The 15,738-nt window shown below is 37.9% G+C and carries 15 protein-coding genes; 3 read left to right on the top strand and 12 right to left on the bottom strand.

Annotation, left to right across the window (positions count from 1 at the left end):
- Nucleotide 1: 1 nt before the first annotated feature.
- From dnaG to GJV85_RS00170, 7 genes are all read right to left on the bottom strand, one after another.
- Nucleotides 2-1,663, bottom strand: coding sequence for a DNA primase (gene dnaG, locus GJV85_RS00200; protein ID WP_207561881.1), 1,662 nt, complete (start codon nt 1,661-1,663; stop codon nt 2-4).
- Nucleotides 1,664-1,733: 70 nt separating this feature from the next.
- Nucleotides 1,734-3,662, bottom strand: a complete 1,929-nt coding sequence (locus GJV85_RS00195; RefSeq protein WP_207561880.1) for a PhoX family protein — start codon at nt 3,660-3,662, stop codon at nt 1,734-1,736.
- A gap of 126 nt (nt 3,663-3,788) precedes the next feature.
- Nucleotides 3,789-5,102: an MATE family efflux transporter gene (locus GJV85_RS00190; RefSeq protein ID WP_207561879.1), complete on the bottom strand. Its 1,314-nt coding sequence runs from the start codon at nt 5,100-5,102 to the stop codon at nt 3,789-3,791.
- Nucleotides 5,102-6,256, bottom strand: coding sequence for an SO_0444 family Cu/Zn efflux transporter (locus GJV85_RS00185; RefSeq protein WP_207561878.1), 1,155 nt, complete (start codon nt 6,254-6,256; stop codon nt 5,102-5,104). The genes GJV85_RS00190 and GJV85_RS00185 overlap by 1 nt, the downstream gene beginning before the upstream one ends.
- Nucleotides 6,257-6,312: 56 nt before the next feature.
- Nucleotides 6,313-7,647 (bottom strand): hypothetical protein, encoded by a 1,335-nt coding sequence (locus GJV85_RS00180; RefSeq protein WP_207561877.1) that lies wholly within the window; start codon nt 7,645-7,647, stop codon nt 6,313-6,315.
- 16 nt (nt 7,648-7,663) lie between these two features.
- Nucleotides 7,664-9,658 carry an EAL domain-containing protein gene (locus GJV85_RS00175; protein ID WP_207561876.1) on the bottom strand — a complete coding sequence of 665 codons (1,995 nt, stop codon included), beginning with the start codon at nt 9,656-9,658 and terminating at the stop codon, nt 7,664-7,666.
- Entirely contained in the window at nt 9,651-10,391 is a 741-nt protein-coding gene (locus GJV85_RS00170) for a substrate-binding periplasmic protein (protein WP_207561875.1), read from the bottom strand. Before GJV85_RS00170 ends, GJV85_RS00175 begins: the two co-directional genes overlap by 8 nt.
- A 228-nt stretch (nt 10,392-10,619) precedes the next feature.
- Between GJV85_RS00170 and rpsU the strand changes: the two genes are divergently transcribed.
- The gene (gene rpsU / locus GJV85_RS00165; RefSeq protein WP_207561874.1) at nt 10,620-10,832 is read left to right on the top strand and encodes a 30S ribosomal protein S21; all 213 of its coding nucleotides are present in this window, start codon (nt 10,620-10,622) and stop codon (nt 10,830-10,832) included.
- A 121-nt stretch (nt 10,833-10,953) separates the two neighbouring features.
- A complete protein-coding gene (locus GJV85_RS00160) occupies nt 10,954-11,205 on the top strand; it encodes a hypothetical protein (RefSeq protein ID WP_207561873.1) in 252 nt (83 codons plus the stop codon).
- 9 nt (nt 11,206-11,214) lie between these two features.
- Here the strand turns inward: GJV85_RS00160 and GJV85_RS00155 are convergent, their stop codons facing one another.
- The 5 genes from GJV85_RS00155 to GJV85_RS00135 are packed head-to-tail and all read right to left on the bottom strand — an operon-like array spanning nt 11,215 to nt 14,413.
- Nucleotides 11,215-11,703 (bottom strand): GNAT family N-acetyltransferase, encoded by a 489-nt coding sequence (locus GJV85_RS00155; protein WP_207561872.1) that lies wholly within the window; start codon nt 11,701-11,703, stop codon nt 11,215-11,217.
- 9 nt (nt 11,704-11,712) lie between these two features.
- Complete coding sequence (locus tag GJV85_RS00150; protein WP_207561871.1) at nt 11,713-12,783, bottom strand: deoxyguanosinetriphosphate triphosphohydrolase family protein; 1,071 nt, start codon at nt 12,781-12,783, stop codon at nt 11,713-11,715.
- A gap of 10 nt (nt 12,784-12,793) precedes the next feature.
- A complete protein-coding gene (locus tag GJV85_RS00145) occupies nt 12,794-13,342 on the bottom strand; it encodes a PhnA domain-containing protein (RefSeq protein ID WP_207561870.1) in 549 nt (182 codons plus the stop codon).
- Nucleotides 13,339-13,572: a hypothetical protein gene (locus GJV85_RS00140; RefSeq protein ID WP_207561869.1), complete on the bottom strand. Its 234-nt coding sequence runs from the start codon at nt 13,570-13,572 to the stop codon at nt 13,339-13,341. Before GJV85_RS00140 ends, GJV85_RS00145 begins: the two co-directional genes overlap by 4 nt.
- A gap of 7 nt (nt 13,573-13,579) precedes the next feature.
- Entirely contained in the window at nt 13,580-14,413 is an 834-nt protein-coding gene (locus tag GJV85_RS00135; protein WP_207561868.1) for an FAD-dependent thymidylate synthase, read from the bottom strand.
- Nucleotides 14,414-14,527: 114 nt separating this feature from the next.
- Between GJV85_RS00135 and msrA the strand changes: the two genes are divergently transcribed.
- Nucleotides 14,528-15,730, top strand: coding sequence for a peptide-methionine (S)-S-oxide reductase MsrA (gene msrA / locus GJV85_RS00130; RefSeq protein ID WP_207561867.1), 1,203 nt, complete (start codon nt 14,528-14,530; stop codon nt 15,728-15,730).
- Nucleotides 15,731-15,738: the final 8 nt, after the last annotated feature.

The following is a 15,738-nucleotide window of genomic DNA, read 5'->3' as shown; positions in this document are numbered from 1 at the left end:
TTTAATCGTTGAAGCCAACAAGTTCGCCGCGTTTAAGTTTTCCTATTTTACCACGAAACTTACGAATATAAAATGCTTTTTCCTCAAAAGAGATATTTTGCGCAAGATTTACCTTCCTAAGTTCACGTTCGTAGTAACGAGTCAGAAAGGTTATAAGTTCTGCATTGAGACTATCTTCATCTTTGAGTCCAGTTATACTCTCATCTACCATGATGGCCATAAGTTCAGGAGAATCACTCTTCCCAGCTATTGCTAAAGAGAATTCACGTGAATGAAAAAGTAACAATGACGGGTCTAGAACATCTAGTATCTGGTTTATAAAGTGTGGTTTTTCTAAAACCGTTTTTATGAGTGAAAGCTCCCACATATCTTTATGTGAGTTATTTTGAACAAGTGGCCTATTTTGCTGGGAGTTGTCATTAGACGTTAGCTTAACAAGCGATGGCGAAACGCCAAGTCCGCCTAAACGCGAAGCAAGGTAAGTCCTGTACTCCTCTTGAAGCAGTGGCGAGAGAGTTTTAAGATATGCCACGCCTTCTCCCATACAGCTCTCTTTTGCCTTTGGATCTCTTAGATCATACAAAGAGAGTAGTTCATCTAAAACAAACTCTATAAAAGACTTAGGAGAGCGAAACATATTTGCAAGCTCTTCGACTCTTCCATCTTTTACCATGTCTGCAGGGTCAAGTCCACCTTCAAAAACAACAACGCCACCACGAAATCCACTCGCACTTAAAAGCTTAGAGGCTTTAAGAGCCGCAGCACGACCAGCTTTATCTCCATCATATGCCATCACAACTTTTGGCTCACCTTTTCTAAGAAGTGGGAGATGCTCAACTGTTAGAGCCGTTCCTAAAGTTGCCACTGCGTTATCAAAACCCGCTTGATGAAGCATGATAACGTCTAAGTAACCCTCAGTGATAATAATCTCACCTTTTTTATGAAGCGACTGCTTTGCTAAGTGATAAGCATAAAGTAAACGCGACTTGTTAAAAAATGGAGTCTCTGGAGAGTTTACGTACTTTGCTTGATGTCCAGTAATAGTCCTTCCACCAAAACCAACCAAACTTCCATTTGCCGAGCGAATAGGAAAGGTTATACGCTCTATAAAGCGTGCAAAATTTCGCCCACCATCATAACCAATCACACCCATTTCAACGGCTTCATTCATAGTAAACATCTGAGATTTTACATAGTTAATAGTCGCGTTTGAATCAGGTGCATAGCCTATGCCAAACTTCTCAACGCTACTCTCGTATATTCCGCGTTCTTGTATGTATGCGAGTGCTTCTCGTTTTTGGTTGAGTAGGTTTTTGTACCACTCGTTTAAAGCGTCCATAACTTGTGAGCGGGGTTTGTTGTTTTTGTTATCTGTATAAGAGAGCGTAAAGTTGTAAGAGTCGGCAAGTTTTTCTAAGGCTTCTGGATAGTTAAGTTTCTCATACTCCATAACAAACTTAACGCTATCTCCGCCGGCGCCGCAGCCGAAACAGTGATATATCTGCTTCTGTGGACTTACAACAAATGAGGGGGATTTTTCATCGTGAAAAGGACAAGGTGCTTTGTAGTTACCACCTGCTTTTTTTAACTCAACATAGCTACCAACAACGTCAACAATGTCAAGTCGTGCCTTTAGGGCTTCTATGGAGTCTTGTGCAATCATGTATGTATTATATCTACAAGAGGTTTAAAGGATAGAAGCTATCTCTCAAAAAAAGAGATAGTTTAGAGATTTAGTCTAAAGCTGGAAATGGTCCCATATAACCCATGTAAGAGTTAAGATCAGAATCAACAAGTTTTTTGTCTGTGTTATCTTCACCAAATGGATGTTGTACAACCGTCGTCATATAACCAAAACCATTGATGTTTTTATGCCAAAATGGAGATGTAGTCTCAGCTCCATACAGAGATGTAAATACACGTTTCATATCTTTTGTTTTTACATTGTAAGCCCAAATCATATCATTTTCATGATAGCCAGTATCTTCACCGATTATTAGAATGCCATACTTATCTAAGTATGTTACGTTATCAGGATAAGAGATACCATTAACGCTACACTGATTAAACGCAAGGTCTCCTGTATAAGTCGCATCTGCACCCGTTACTTCTGAGTACATATTTCCTATTACATAGTCACTATCAATTGTGCCGCCTTGAGTATCGCGTTTGCCATTTTCAACATCAAGTGCATAAACAGCTCCACATTTACTATAGTCAAGGCGAATGTCATTATTACTAGCGATGTCATACTTAGTCTCCGCTATGCCTTTGTACTTGTTATCTTCCATACCTTTGTAAATATTACTGATAGCCATATAGAGTTTTTTATCATCAGAGTTGTATGTGATTCCCTCTTCTTTTGCAAACTCTGTAGTTGCACCAAGATATGCTGCATAACGGCGTTTTTCTAAACTAGCAGCAGCTTTTTCTTTTCCTGACTTGAGTAAAAGACATTCAGCTCCAGCAGATGTGTTTACAGGCTTATACCCAGCAGTAGTACATGAACCATTTACATCTACAGCTTCATAATCAAAGATATCGCTAAACTCAGTTTTAGCATCTAGCATTGTTTTAACTTCAGCATTGCTCAAGTGACCCATAGCAACCCAGTTAATAGTCGCACTTCCGCCATTTTCAGATGACTCTTGAATCCATTTTGCGGCATATAAATTACCAGCACTTAAATCCTCCTCAACATCGGCAACAAACATGTAAAATCCACCATTTGTACCATCATCACTCAGGTAAACTGTCTTTTTATCTGGCATCACATATGCTAACTCATGTGCTGCACGGCCCATTGCATAATGTTTTACTACATTTGTAGCACCTGCATCACTTGTCACTTTTATCTCTGGAATCCAACCCATGTGATAACCGATGTACTTAGCATTTGTAGCAGTTGGAGTATAGCCATTGTATTTTGCGATACTTATAGTCTTAGAATCTGTCTCATCAACAGTTCGCATATTTGGTTCATACTCTTCACTACCTAGGTGTGAATTCCATGGAGTAGTCATACCCGCACAGTTAATGTACGTACCATTTACATCTGAGAAATCAACACTCTTTGTCGAAACAACTGATAACTCTCCATTTTGTGCATCTTGATTTAACTCAGTAATATATGCACCACCGATTCTACACTCTAGCGCTGTAATGGCAAAAAGTTTTGAACCATAAGTGATGAGTGAAGTATAATCAAGTCCACTAGATTGTCCACAGTACCAAGGCTCACTCCCTCCATACTTAGAGTTAGCAACATTATCTGCTTGAGTAAGTGCATTACCCGCAGCATCTTTTACAAGTGCAAAGTGTTCTCCATTAGCATCAGGAGAGGCATCACCTGAACGCAGCAGGGTATGAAAGTCTATTGATTTTTCTGTACCATTAATTGTTACAGATTTTGAAGCATTGTTCACACGTTTGTCAGCATCAGTCGTAGGAACGGCTATGCTAGTAAACGACATGCTGTATGCCGTTGCATCAACACCATTTGTCCCATCCGCACCATCTGCTCCATCCACACCATCACTCCCACTTGTACCAACTAAGCCAGTTTCTCCAACAGCACCATCTTGTGTATCTGTTCCACAAGCGCTGAGGGTAAATAGTAAAGCTGTAGCAGTTACAAAACTTATCATTGTTCTTTTTTTCATTAGTAAACTCCATAAATATATGCCATAATTTTTGGCTTGGCGAATTCTAGAGTTTAAAGATTACAAGATTGTTTCACGGAGGTAGCAAGTGGGTTTCTTCAGATTACAAGAGTGTAACCAAGGAGATTAAGCTAGTAGTTTTAACTTTTTCTCTCCATAAAGCCACAAGAAAATCGCAGAGGAGAATATGATGGCATTTAGAGCTATCCACACCCAGACTAATGAGAAGTCATAGTAACTCAAAAGTGATAAAAGAAGGATGGGTGCAGCCACTTGTCTGTATATGCTCACAGGTAAGATAACTGCTGGTTTTTCTATGCCTTGGAGCATCGCAATGTAGATAAAAATAATCACAAAGCCATAAGAAGCAAGGCCTGCCACCCGAAGATAAAGCGCAGTTTGTTCTATCACTAAAGCATCAGTAGTCATCAAAGAGGCGAAGAACTCCCCAAAGAGTAAAAATGACGTCACACCTAAGGTAGAGATAATCCATCCATACTTTATAGCCATCTTCATTGTTGGCTCTATTCGCTCGTATGTTTTAGCACCGTTGTTTTGTGCGACTATGGCTAAAGTTGCGACATTAAGCCCTACTACCGGCATAAGAAAAAGCTGCTCTATTCTCATACCTATACCAAACGCGGCAACAGCCTCTTTTCCAAAGGGTGCAACAAAATAGGTAATGATATACATACCAAACGCCATCATAAACATGTTTACACTTGGTGGGAAACCATTTTTTAGTAATCTTTTTATAAGTGTAAAATCATATTCTAATGCTAAAAATCCACTCCATAAAACACTCTTTCTTACCTTGTAAAAGAGATAAAGCATAGTGATAACCTCAGCGAGTATGGTAGCTAACGCTATACCCTTAACGCCAAGGTTAAAGTAGTGTATAAAAACATAATCAAGAAAGATGTTTAAAATAGCCGTAAATATAAGTACGTTTCTAAAAGACTTTGTATCTCCCGTGGCGTTTAAAAGGGCATTTAAAAAGAAAGAGGCTATGAAAAAGATAATCCCATAGATGATAATGTGAATATACTCATATGTCTCTTTTGCATAAGAAGGATCACCAAGAGCTTCAACTAAAAGAGGAAGAGTCAAAATGCCAACTACGCTTAAAAATATGGAAAGCAGTAGTGCAAAAAGCAGGCCGTTAAGCGTAGTATGCTGTGCTTTTTTTATATCTTTTTCACCTAAAGCATTTCCAACTAAAGAGCTCAAAGCCTCACTCATCCCTATGCCAATGGCTAAAATCATAAAAAACACAGAAGCCGACAAAGAGAGAGCGGAGAGTGCTTCTGTAGATATTAGCCCTGCAAAGTAGGTATCTGTGACATTAAAAAGAGTGTGAAAGAAGTAGCCAACTACGGAAGGAATGGCGAGTTTTACTATATGCTCTTTAATAGTCCCTTGCGTTAAATCCATATGCATTAAGAGTTACTTGAACAACAGCTTGCAGTTGGCGTTTCATCTTTTTTCTTAAAATAGGGCTTGAGTATATAGTAAAGCACTAAAACCCAAAGCACTAAAGAGGAGCCCCACTCTATAAAACCCGCTTCTTCGTGAAGGTGAACCATATCACTTACACTCACGTCTCTAAGCATATAGTCAAGTCCAAAACCAAAAGCGATAGAGCCTAAAACGATAGTTCCAAGATAGACATAAAGCGTACGAGTTCCTAGCATCTTTTTAACCACTCCTATGGTCACCGTATTTGTAGCGGGACCCGCCGTTAAAAAGACAAATGCAGCTCCAGGAGACACTCCTGCAAGCATGAGTCCAGCTGCTATTGGCAAAGAAGCAGTAGCGCAAATGTACATAGGAACGGCGATGATTATAACTATAAGATAAGAGAGCCAACTGTACTCTATAAGTATCTCGCTAAGGTTGTCTGGCACGGCTGTCGTTATAAGAGCGCCAAGAACAAGACCTAAAAGCAGAGGCGACGCTATATCTTTGAGTAGCGTGCCAAAAGCATAACGCAAGGCCTTAGTGAGTGAAAACTTTTTACTACTCTCATCGCTACAAGATGATGAAGATGAACAACAACTTGCACTCTGCTCCTCTTGTGGCGTTTGAGAAGTTTTAGCGGCTGAGAAGTTCATAACGGCAGATGGCTTCAGAGGAGGCTGAACGCTAAACGCAGGTTTGACTTCTTCTTTTTCTAGCGTTTCATCCCCATAAAAGTTAGCAAGAACTCCTGCGATGATGGAGATAATCATAGAGCTTATAACTCTGTAGATAGTAAATGCCCAACCAAACATTCCATAAGTTGCAAGTATGGAATCAACTCCAGTTATTGGCGTTGAGATTAAAAACGCCAAGGTAGAACCATTGCTCGCTCCACTCTTTTTTATGCTTGTTGCAAGAGGAACAACGCCACATGAGCATACGGGAAGGGGTATGCCAAAGAGGGTTGCTTTTATAACAGAGAGGATAGAGCTTTTGCCTAGGTGCTTTGAGACGATAGTGTCTGGGACTAACTCGTGTAAAATACCTGCAAATATAAGACCGAAGAGTATGTATGGGGCCATAGCATTACTTAGGTCCAAAAGAGAGTTAAAAAAGAGTAATAGATAATCCATGTTTTTTATCCTTAATAATGCGGATTATCTTCTATGTTTGCTTCAAAGAAGATGATTTAAAAATTATAGGTTACCAACAAATCTACGTCTAAGATTTCAACCTGTTGGTTTTGGTAGTAGTACTCGCTTGTTTTATAGACTAACCCACCCAAAATATGCACTCCTTTCATAGGCTTGTATGATAAAAGAAGTGCCTCTTCCATAGCCTCTCCTCTAGGATCATTTATCGCTTCAAAAGGTCTTGCAGGAGCAAAAGAACCTTTAGTAGTTGACTTGCCATAGTTCGCATAGAATGTGATAAGTTTCAAGTTATCAAAAATATCATACTTAAAATCAACTCTATAAGCGTTAACATTTGCTCGATAAGCGTTTTTTGAAAAAAACGAAGAGGTATAAGCCGGGTCTCCACTCCAAGGGTTTAAGATTCTTGAATCACCCGAGTGGTTATAAGCAAGAGCAAAAAATGCTTTTTTATACTTATATGTCCCTTTTAAACCTACCATAGAAGCGCTTGAAGAGTCCAGCCACTTATCCGCTAAGCCTTTTCCTACGCTATCCACTCTTAAGTACTGCGCCGCTAAAGAGAATGCATACTCTTTACTTTTGTACGTCCCATCGAGATAGAACATATTGATTATGTCGTGTGCAAAAAAGTCCCAAGCTCTGATAGTTGTGTTTTTAATGGATTTGTTTACAATGCCTAATGTTGTTAGACCATTTGTCTCAGCCGCATTGTCAGCAACTGTCTGTTTCTCTATGTCTTGAAAAAGACCTCTAGTGTCCAGAGCATTTTGCGTCGTTCCGCCTGTTCTTGTTACCTCTCCTATCAAACCAAATTCAACCGGAGCACGAGTTCCATAGGCCATCTTCTCTACTTGAGCTATGCTTATAGTTGTATCTTCTAAAGAGCTATTTTCATACAAAAAGGCCTCGAACATATTTGGCATATAAGTATAGATGGCATTTGTAAGCGGAGTGTCAAGTTTGAAGTGCCCTACTCGAGCATGGTGAGTTTTGTCTTTGTAGTGTAGATTTAACTCGCCTAAAACAACTTTTGTAGAGTAATCTTTTGAGAAAAAACGCCCTGCACCTATGATGGTATCATTATCATTTAGATTGTTTAGACCTGTTCCGCTTGCCGTATACAGAGCTGCAGTCGCGCCAATATTTTTATATGTTGGAGATTTATATCTAAGGTGCCCGCCGATTGTGCTTGCGTCAATCCCGTAGTCTTTTGAGCGACCGCTTTTTATATATGCTGGTTCAAATATATGATAAAGTCTTATTCTACCCTCAAAGTCTCCCCAATCAACCTTAGAGCCATTAACATCATCGTTCGCTAAAGCATCGAGTGTCAACAGTGACAACAGTGCTATAATAAAGCCCCTCATAAACCACCCCTTATATTTACTTAAACTTAGAGATCTCCTCATAAGCCACAGGCTCGCTGATATGATAGCCCTGTAGATAATCAGCATCAATTTCATCAAGAACACTTCTGACTTCCTCGCTATAAACAAACTCAGCTATAGTTTTCATCTTCGCTATCTTTGCAAATGCAACAATATTTTCCGTTATTAGTCTTACGTTTGGATCTTTATCGATATTTTTGATTAAAGAACCATCTATCTTAATATAGTCTGCGTTTAGTTTTAGAAGATACTCAAAGTTTGAATAACCAGTTCCAAAGTCGTCTATTGCAAGTTGACAGCCTAAAGACTTTATCTCTTTTATAAAGTTGTTAACCTCTTCATAGTTTTCTATGTTTTGCGTTTCAACAAGCTCTAAAACAATCCTTTTACCTATGCCTGTCTCTTCAAGTCTATTTATAAAGTACGTACTCACGTCCTTATGTAAAATATCCTCAAGCGTGAAGTTTAGAGAAAACTCATAATCATGCTCAAGAACCGCTTCTATCACCTTGTCTATCATAATCATCGTTATACGGAAGTAGAGTTGCGCTTTGATGGCTACGCCCAAGAACATAAATGGAGAGATTATCTTACCATCAGTACTTATCATTCTCACAAGTGCCTCGAACTTCTCTATTTTGTGAGTTTTTTGATTATATATTGGTTGGAAATAGGCAACTACCCTATCATCTTCAAGTGCATTCTTAAGCTCTCTTGTCCATTTTAGATTTGATTCGTACTCTTTTTCTATGTTAAATTCACTAGTATATCTTACAAAGTTTTTATGCTCTTTTTTTGCTATTAGTAGTGCTATATCAGCATCTATGTAGGAGTCTTTTTCTTCAACCGCAAAACCAACGCTAAGCCCAATGATAATCTCATAATGATCAAAAAGCATACTCTCTTTGGTTACGCTACTTATAAGATCTTTTATTTTCGATTCTAAGACTTCAGCAGTTTCATTTCCATGTGAAAGAAGTGCTAACTGATCTGCATGGAGTCTATATACCTCAAAGTTACTCTCTTCTAAGTATTCAACAACTCTTTTTGCTAGATCTATGATTACCTTATCACCTATATTACTTCCATAAAAGTCATTTATCTCTTTAAAATTATTTATATCAATAATTGCTACCCCAGGCATATAAATCTCTTCAATATCTAAAAGTAGTTTAACTCTGTTGCCCAGCCCAGTAAGAGAGTCTGTCGTATAAAGATGCTCAAGCTTCTCTTCGTGTACTTTTAGCGAGTTTTCTACCATTATGCGTTTTTCAAGTTCTGAAGAGATCTTTTCATACCCCTCATAAATCTCTTGGTTCATGATGTTTATAGAGTCTTGTAGTTCATCAAGCTCATCTTTTTTTGTGTGACTTGAAACTCTTGTCAGCAGTAGTGGTTCTCTGTATATATTTACATTAAACTCTTGCATATACCTAACTGCTTCTTGAATATGACGTGTTACTAATCTTTGGAATATAAAAAGAATAAAAAAAGATGTAAGGAAAGTTTTAATCCCTTGCGCTAACAAGATAACTGTGACCCTATCAAGCAGATAGCTATAGAGTTCATTTAGGTCAGCTAAAACTCTTAACTCTCCCAGTTCTATCTGGTTATTATCATAATTAAAGAGAATTTTATGTCTTTTTTCTATAAAATTTTTCTGTACCTCTTCACCCATTTCAAAAAAGTCTCCATCACCCAAAGTAACCGAAGCATATTTTATATCTGTAAGGTTTACAATGCCTTCTAGCTGCAAAGCTAGCTGCTGAGTATCATAAACCCATGCACTTTGACTCAAACTTGCTAAATAGCTTGACTCAACCAGTTCTACTTGAGAGTGTATGCTCTTGTATCCGTGTCTATACTCGATATAGAGTTGTATTAATGTAATAATCAGTGTAATGAGTGCACTAAATAGTATAGTAAGAATAAGAAGTTTTAAAGATACTCTCTGTTTATAAAAGAGTTTATCTAGCAGTCCTTTAATCATACTCTATTACTTTTAGAAAATTCGTATTACCTGCACTCATTTTTTTCACAAAATCCATCTGAATTCTCTTGAATGTTCCATCTTCATGCATACTAGTAAAGGCTTTTTCGAACTTAGGTATCATCGCTGCATGTTTTTTATGCAGATGCATATAGAGAAGACGAGACATGAGAGGCTTTTTATGCATGTAGAAAGCCTCATCTTTGTAACCTGATATAAGTGTATATAGAGCAATTTTATTTATAATAATAAAATCAAGTCTCCCATCACCAAGCATCTTCATAAGGTTAATATAATTAGTAGACATAGTAAGCGAGAGCGGAGTATTTTCCGATGCTATTTTTTCTGCTATCTTCATTCCCCTAATTACACCCACATGATAAAATTTTAAATCTGAGAGTTTTTTTATAAAAATCTTTTTCTTACTTAGTATCATCAGGTCTATAGAGTGAGTAGGAACACTTACTCTTACAAGGTTTGGATAAAAATTAGCTATTTCCCATATTCGAGAACCATCACCGTCATTAATGCCAGAGTTTGCATTTATAAGTGAGCGTTGATTAGGAAGGATTTGAAACTCAAGCTTTTCTCCTGCTCTTGAAAAGCCCTCTTTTATCACCTCTCCTACAAGATTTACCTCAGGTTCTAAAAAGCCTGAACTTATCTTATAGGTGTAGTCATTAGCAGAGATAAACTGTACGAAGGCAAGTATTAAAAAACATATTTTCTTCATTCTTATCCCCTTATAAAATAACTGTTTCTTATATTCTACCTATATTTTTTCATATTTGCATTAAAATTTATACTTTTACAGCATAACACTACCCAGTTGTATTAATATGAATAAAATTCCTCTTCAGAGTTTTATTAAGCCACTTTGGTTTGTTCCCCATTGTAATAAGTTCTTTATTAGGCTATAATTTCAACTCGAAAAAAATTAAATGAAAGTGGGTGATGTGATATGCCTGGTATCGTACTACGCCATGATGATAATTTTGACGCTTCTTATAGACGTTTCAAAAAGCAGACTGACCGTAACTTAATCGTTACTGAAGCTCGTGCTCGCCGTTTCCACGAAACGGAAACTGAAAAACGTAAGAAATTCAAAATTGCTTCTCGTAAAAAGATGCTTAAGCGTCTTTATATGATGAGACGTTATGAATCACGCCTGTAAGCGTTAGCCTTCGGGCTGCGTTTATCTTCTTTAACTAACTTTTACAAAACCTTCATACTATTTCACAAAAAATTTAACAATTTATGCTAGACTACTTTTCTATTAATATAGAGGATTTCAAATGGGTTTTATTATTAAGATACTTTTTATAGGTATTGCTGGATTTTACATTGCCAATTATTTTATGCCAGACAAAACAAATGAGATGATTAATTCTCTAAGCGAAAGTACGGGAATTGACAAAGACATAATATCAAACACTCTTAGCGCAGCAAAAGAGATTCAAAGTGAAAAGCTACCTTCACCCAATGAACTATCAAATGAAAGAATTAGAAAGCAAGAAGAAGCTCTAGAAAAACTTACTCAGCAATAAAAAGTAACTTTAAAACTCTAACTCATACCTAAAATCGTCCATAACAAAACCATTGCCAATATCTTGCACTATACTCCCACTCTTTTTAAATGATAATGCTTCATAACTCTTTATAGCTATATCATTACCTATGTTAACAGTAAGATAGAGACTTGTAACTCTCTGCTTAAGTGCTAACTCTTTTAAAAACTTGAGTGCTTTTTTTGTGAAACCATTTCTTCGAAAAGATTTTTGGATATATAACTTACTGAGAAAGAAGCTGTTAGTTTGTTTTTGGATGGACATATATCCAAAAGGTTTCTTGTTTTGAATAAACAAAAAATAGAGATACCCCTCTTCAATCTGTTTTGTTATGGCACTTGAAGTTTGAAATTTATCAAGCATATAATCAACTTGTTCTTGAGTTATTAAAGAGGGATAGTATTCATTCCAGATCTCGTGAGCTAAGGCCTCAACACTTGCTATATCTTCTGTGGATGAGGCTTTTTTTATCTGCATCTTGTGTTATTAAATCTTTCCGTACATTTCATTATAAAAATTTAGAGCATATCTATCACTCATACTTGCTATATAGTCCGCTATAACACGATGTTTACTGCGTTTATCTAGCTGCAAGTAGTAAAACTCTGGAAGCATATTCTGCTCATCCATCAAACCGCTATAGAGACCTTTGATAGCCTGCTTTCCAGCATACATCTTACGCACTATGTTTTTATGGTGATACATCTTCTCAAACAGAAGTTTTTTAAGTTTTTTTATCTTAGTCTCAAGCGCTGCGTCAAAACCTATTGGCGTTAAGATAGCTGCATCTTTGAGTTTTGGCGCTGAGTACTCTAAAAGAGAGTAGACCAAATGATTTATAAGGTGTGAGCTAAAACGATAACGAAACATCTCGTCATTTTCCTCTCCAACACCTTCTGCCGCTACTTTGTCAAGTATCTCTAACGCTAACTCACTCTGTTTTAAATCCTCAAAAGATATCAGACCAGAGTTAACGCCATCGTCTATATCGTGGCTTATGTATGCTATCTCATCGGCACGGTCTACCACCATCGCTTCAAAAGATGGATGCGCGTCAAGGTTAAACTGCTCATGAATGATGCTAGGGAAAAAAGACTTCTTGTATGGATAAGAGTGTTTTAAAATCCCCTCTAGAGTAGCGAAAGTAAGGTTAAGTCCATCAAAAGCTTTGTAGCGTTTCTCAAGTCCTGAAACCACCCGAAAGCTTTGAAAATTATGCTCAAAACCATTTTTAAAACCATCCGCCTTTAAGCACTCATCAAGTGTATCTCCGCCAACATGACCAAAAGGAGTGTGTCCTAAATCATGCGCTAACGCTATAGCTTCTCCAAGTGATTCGTTAAGGCCTAGTTGAGAAGTGATAGAGCGAGCGATTTGTGAAACTTCTATGGAGTGAGTGAGACGAGTACGAAAAAAATCTCCCTCGTGGTTTAAAAAAACCTGCGTTTTATACTCAAGTTTTCTAAAACTTCCCGAGTGGATGATTCTATCTCTATCTCTTGCATAGGGATTGCGAAAATCTTTATCTATTTTATGAAATCTATCAGTAGGATTCAACTGCTAAAACCTAAGATTTTTTAAGATATTTAGTAAGGATATGAATCTTAACGCCATTGACTCTACCTTCTATGTGCTCAGCATCGTTTGGAACAAGGCCAATGTTTCGTACTGCCGTTCCGCGTTTAGCTACAAAACCAGTCCCTTTTACATCTAAATCTTTTGTGATAACCACTGTATCACCAGCAGCAAGAGTCACTCCATTTGCGTCTTTATAAACAAGAGCATCATCCCCACCACCGATGCTTTGCGCATCTGCCCAAGCTTTTATATCATCTTCCATATACATCATGTCTACCAAGTCTTGACGACCTAAAGCACCAAGTAGTCTATATGAGAGAACCGCAACAGCAGGTGTTTCACTCCACATAGAGTCGTTAAGACAGTTGAAGTGAGACTCATCAAGAGTATCAGGATTTTCTATCTGAGATTTACAAGTTGAACAGATATATACAGACTGCTCATCACTAGCATCACTTGGAGCAACTTCAAAAGCGCTCAGCCCTTCACTACTTCCACATAATTCACAAACACCACCGCTTCTAACTTCCAAACTCATCTATGGTTCTCCTCTACGTCTTGAGAAAATTTGATAATATCCTCTTTAGATTCATGCTTAGGGGTATCTTTATGAAAGGCTTTATCCGCTTTTTCTTCTGAGTACTCTTGACACTCTTTTGGCATAATTGAACCTGGCTCGGATGCTATCTGGTCACACATAGTCGCGTTAAAAGTAAAGTATGAACAGCCACTTAAAAGTAGTGCTATCGGGAGTAAAATTTTATACATAATTTTCCTATTTTTTCTTAATAATAAGGTCTAAATACTTAGCGGGAGTAACTTTCATCATCTCTTGCGCTAACCAACGTATCTGAAAGTATGCCGCACCACTATCTCTAAGCGCGAAGTAGTTTTTAAGACTTCTAAGGTTAAACGTAACAACCATGTCTACTTTTACGTTATCACTTACTATGTGTTTAAAAGCGTCGCCAACGTTACGCTTTTTCTTTCCACCTTGAAGCGCTTCAAAGAGCTTTTGAGGCTCATTGTCAAACTCATCTAAAAAAGGAAGTGAGCTTTTTGCAACAGAGATCTCATAAAAATCTTCTACCTTGGAAAACTGGAAATCTAACTTGTCATACATCCCGCCAATCTCAACGCGATTATAGGCTTCATCGGCAGTTACCAACATATCGAATGCCATAACCTTATCTATAAAAAACTCTCTATCTCCGCCATGTTTTGAAGCCACAAAAGCATTTATTAGTGAGCTCATAGTGTAGCGCGTGCTTCTCACTGAGATAGCTTGAAGACGATGACGAGCATGCTCTTGAAGAACTCCACGAGACGTTCCACGAACTAAAAAGCTTAGGTTGGCATGCTCTAAAATAGAGTGGTGAAAATAGGTCCATGCCAAGTCGTCAAGCAGTGCCGAATCTTCAATGGCGTTTAACTCGTCGCGCATTATATCATCTGGCATCTGATGCTCAATGCTTTTAACAACGTCGTTTTCACTGTTTTCAAAAGAGTCATAGCAAGTTCGAGCAGCGCTCTCCGCTACGCCTATTCCAGTGTCTTGTAAGAGTACTACCTCAGGTCTGCTATATTTTATTCCGTACATTTCTTCCATATGTCTTACCGCCTATTCTACTCTGTGCCTTATATTGAAAAGATTATACTAAATATATAATTAAAAAAATATTGTTAGCATACTTAGCGCTATAATAACTTCAAAGGATTTATGATGATAGCGGAAATAGTTTTTGCAGCAGGTTGTTTTTGGGGCGTTGAGAAACATTTTGAATCACTGCCTGGTGTGGTGGAAGTAAAGTCTGGATATAGTGGGGGAAGCTATAAGAACCCCGACTATGAGTCTGTGTTGGAAAAACGTCGCCTCAAACTTGATAATGGCGAAGTAAACCATACCGAAGCTGTTTTAGTAAAGTTTGACATGGCAAAAACAGATGCAAAAACCCTGATAAAATCTTTTTGGGAGATTCATGACCCAACGCAGGTAAATGGCCAAGGCAATGACATCGGTAACAACTACAGAAGTGCTATCTACTATACAAACCAAAACCAAGCGAAGATAGCGCAAAACACAAAAGATGAGTATCAAAAGCTTTTAACCAAGAGTGGTTACTCAAAAATTGTTACAGAGATAAAACCACTTGAGAAGTTTTACACAGCCGAGACTTATCATCAAGACTATCTTACAAAAAATCCTTTTGGATACTGTCCAAACCACGCCACTGGCGTAAAGTTTGAAAAAGAGACGCAAGCAGTTCAGGAAAAAGTTATACCACTGGGTTCAAAAGAGATTCTAGTCATTGAAGCAGAGGGGTATTGTCCCTATTGTGAGAAGTTTGACGAAGAAGTGAGCAGTCTTTATAAAGGGACCATCCCTCTTAGAACCGTCACTATGAGCTCGTTAGAGGGCTTTGACATTAGCACGGCGCTCTTTGCCACTCCTACCATTCTTTTTATAGAAGATGGCAAAGAGATTATGGCTCATCGTGGATATATGGAGAGTGAAAAGTTTTACAAAACGCTAGGCGACTTTAAACTCGGCAAAAACTCTGAGAGCTATAAAGTGGCGTTTGACAAGGGAACCGACTATAGATTTTGTAAACAGTATGACATCTTTAAAGATACTCCCGATGGCGTTTTTGTAGATAAACTCTCAGGAGACGTTCTTTTTGATACAAGAGATCGTTTTGACTCTGGAACGGGATGGTTAAGTTTTTATAAGGCGGTAAATGGCAATACCGTGCAAAAAGAGGACAATAGCTTTGGCATGAAGCGAGTAGAGATTGTCGCTAAAAAAAGTGGCGCGCACCTTGGTCACGTTTTTGATAGAGAAGATGGAAGAAAACGCTTTTGCATTAATGCCACTGTTTTAGAGTTTGTTCCACGTGCAGAGATAGGGAAGAAAAAGAGTCGTTAAGACTCTTT

It is taken from the genome of Sulfurimonas aquatica, assembly GCF_017357825.1.
In the GTDB taxonomy this organism is placed as follows: Bacteria; Campylobacterota; Campylobacteria; order Campylobacterales; family Sulfurimonadaceae; genus Sulfurimonas; species Sulfurimonas aquatica.
The sequence above is the reverse complement of the archived record's forward strand: the minus strand, read 5'-3'. Positions and strand labels throughout refer to the sequence as shown.

Excerpts from the sequence above, each read along its gene's own strand:
- dnaG (WP_207561881.1), bottom strand. The coding sequence starts at position 1,663 with ATGATTGCACAAGACTCCATAGAAGCCCTAAAGGCACGACTTGACATT.
- GJV85_RS00195 (WP_207561880.1), bottom strand. The coding sequence starts at position 3,662 with ATGAAAAAAAGAACAATGATAAGTTTTGTAACTGCTACAGCTTTACTA.
- GJV85_RS00190 (WP_207561879.1), bottom strand. The coding sequence starts at position 5,102 with ATGCATATGGATTTAACGCAAGGGACTATTAAAGAGCATATAGTAAAA.
- GJV85_RS00185 (WP_207561878.1), bottom strand. The coding sequence starts at position 6,256 with ATGGATTATCTATTACTCTTTTTTAACTCTCTTTTGGACCTAAGTAAT.
- GJV85_RS00180 (WP_207561877.1), bottom strand. The coding sequence starts at position 7,647 with ATGAGGGGCTTTATTATAGCACTGTTGTCACTGTTGACACTCGATGCT.
- GJV85_RS00175 (WP_207561876.1), bottom strand. The coding sequence starts at position 9,658 with ATGATTAAAGGACTGCTAGATAAACTCTTTTATAAACAGAGAGTATCT.
- GJV85_RS00170 (WP_207561875.1), bottom strand. The coding sequence starts at position 10,391 with ATGAAGAAAATATGTTTTTTAATACTTGCCTTCGTACAGTTTATCTCT.
- rpsU (WP_207561874.1), top strand. The coding sequence starts at position 10,620 with ATGCCTGGTATCGTACTACGCCATGATGATAATTTTGACGCTTCTTAT.
- GJV85_RS00160 (WP_207561873.1), top strand. The coding sequence starts at position 10,954 with ATGGGTTTTATTATTAAGATACTTTTTATAGGTATTGCTGGATTTTAC.
- GJV85_RS00155 (WP_207561872.1), bottom strand. The coding sequence starts at position 11,703 with ATGCAGATAAAAAAAGCCTCATCCACAGAAGATATAGCAAGTGTTGAG.
- GJV85_RS00145 (WP_207561870.1), bottom strand. The coding sequence starts at position 13,342 with ATGAGTTTGGAAGTTAGAAGCGGTGGTGTTTGTGAATTATGTGGAAGT.
- GJV85_RS00140 (WP_207561869.1), bottom strand. The coding sequence starts at position 13,572 with ATGTATAAAATTTTACTCCCGATAGCACTACTTTTAAGTGGCTGTTCA.
- GJV85_RS00135 (WP_207561868.1), bottom strand. The coding sequence starts at position 14,413 with ATGGAAGAAATGTACGGAATAAAATATAGCAGACCTGAGGTAGTACTC.
- msrA (WP_207561867.1), top strand. The coding sequence starts at position 14,528 with ATGATAGCGGAAATAGTTTTTGCAGCAGGTTGTTTTTGGGGCGTTGAG.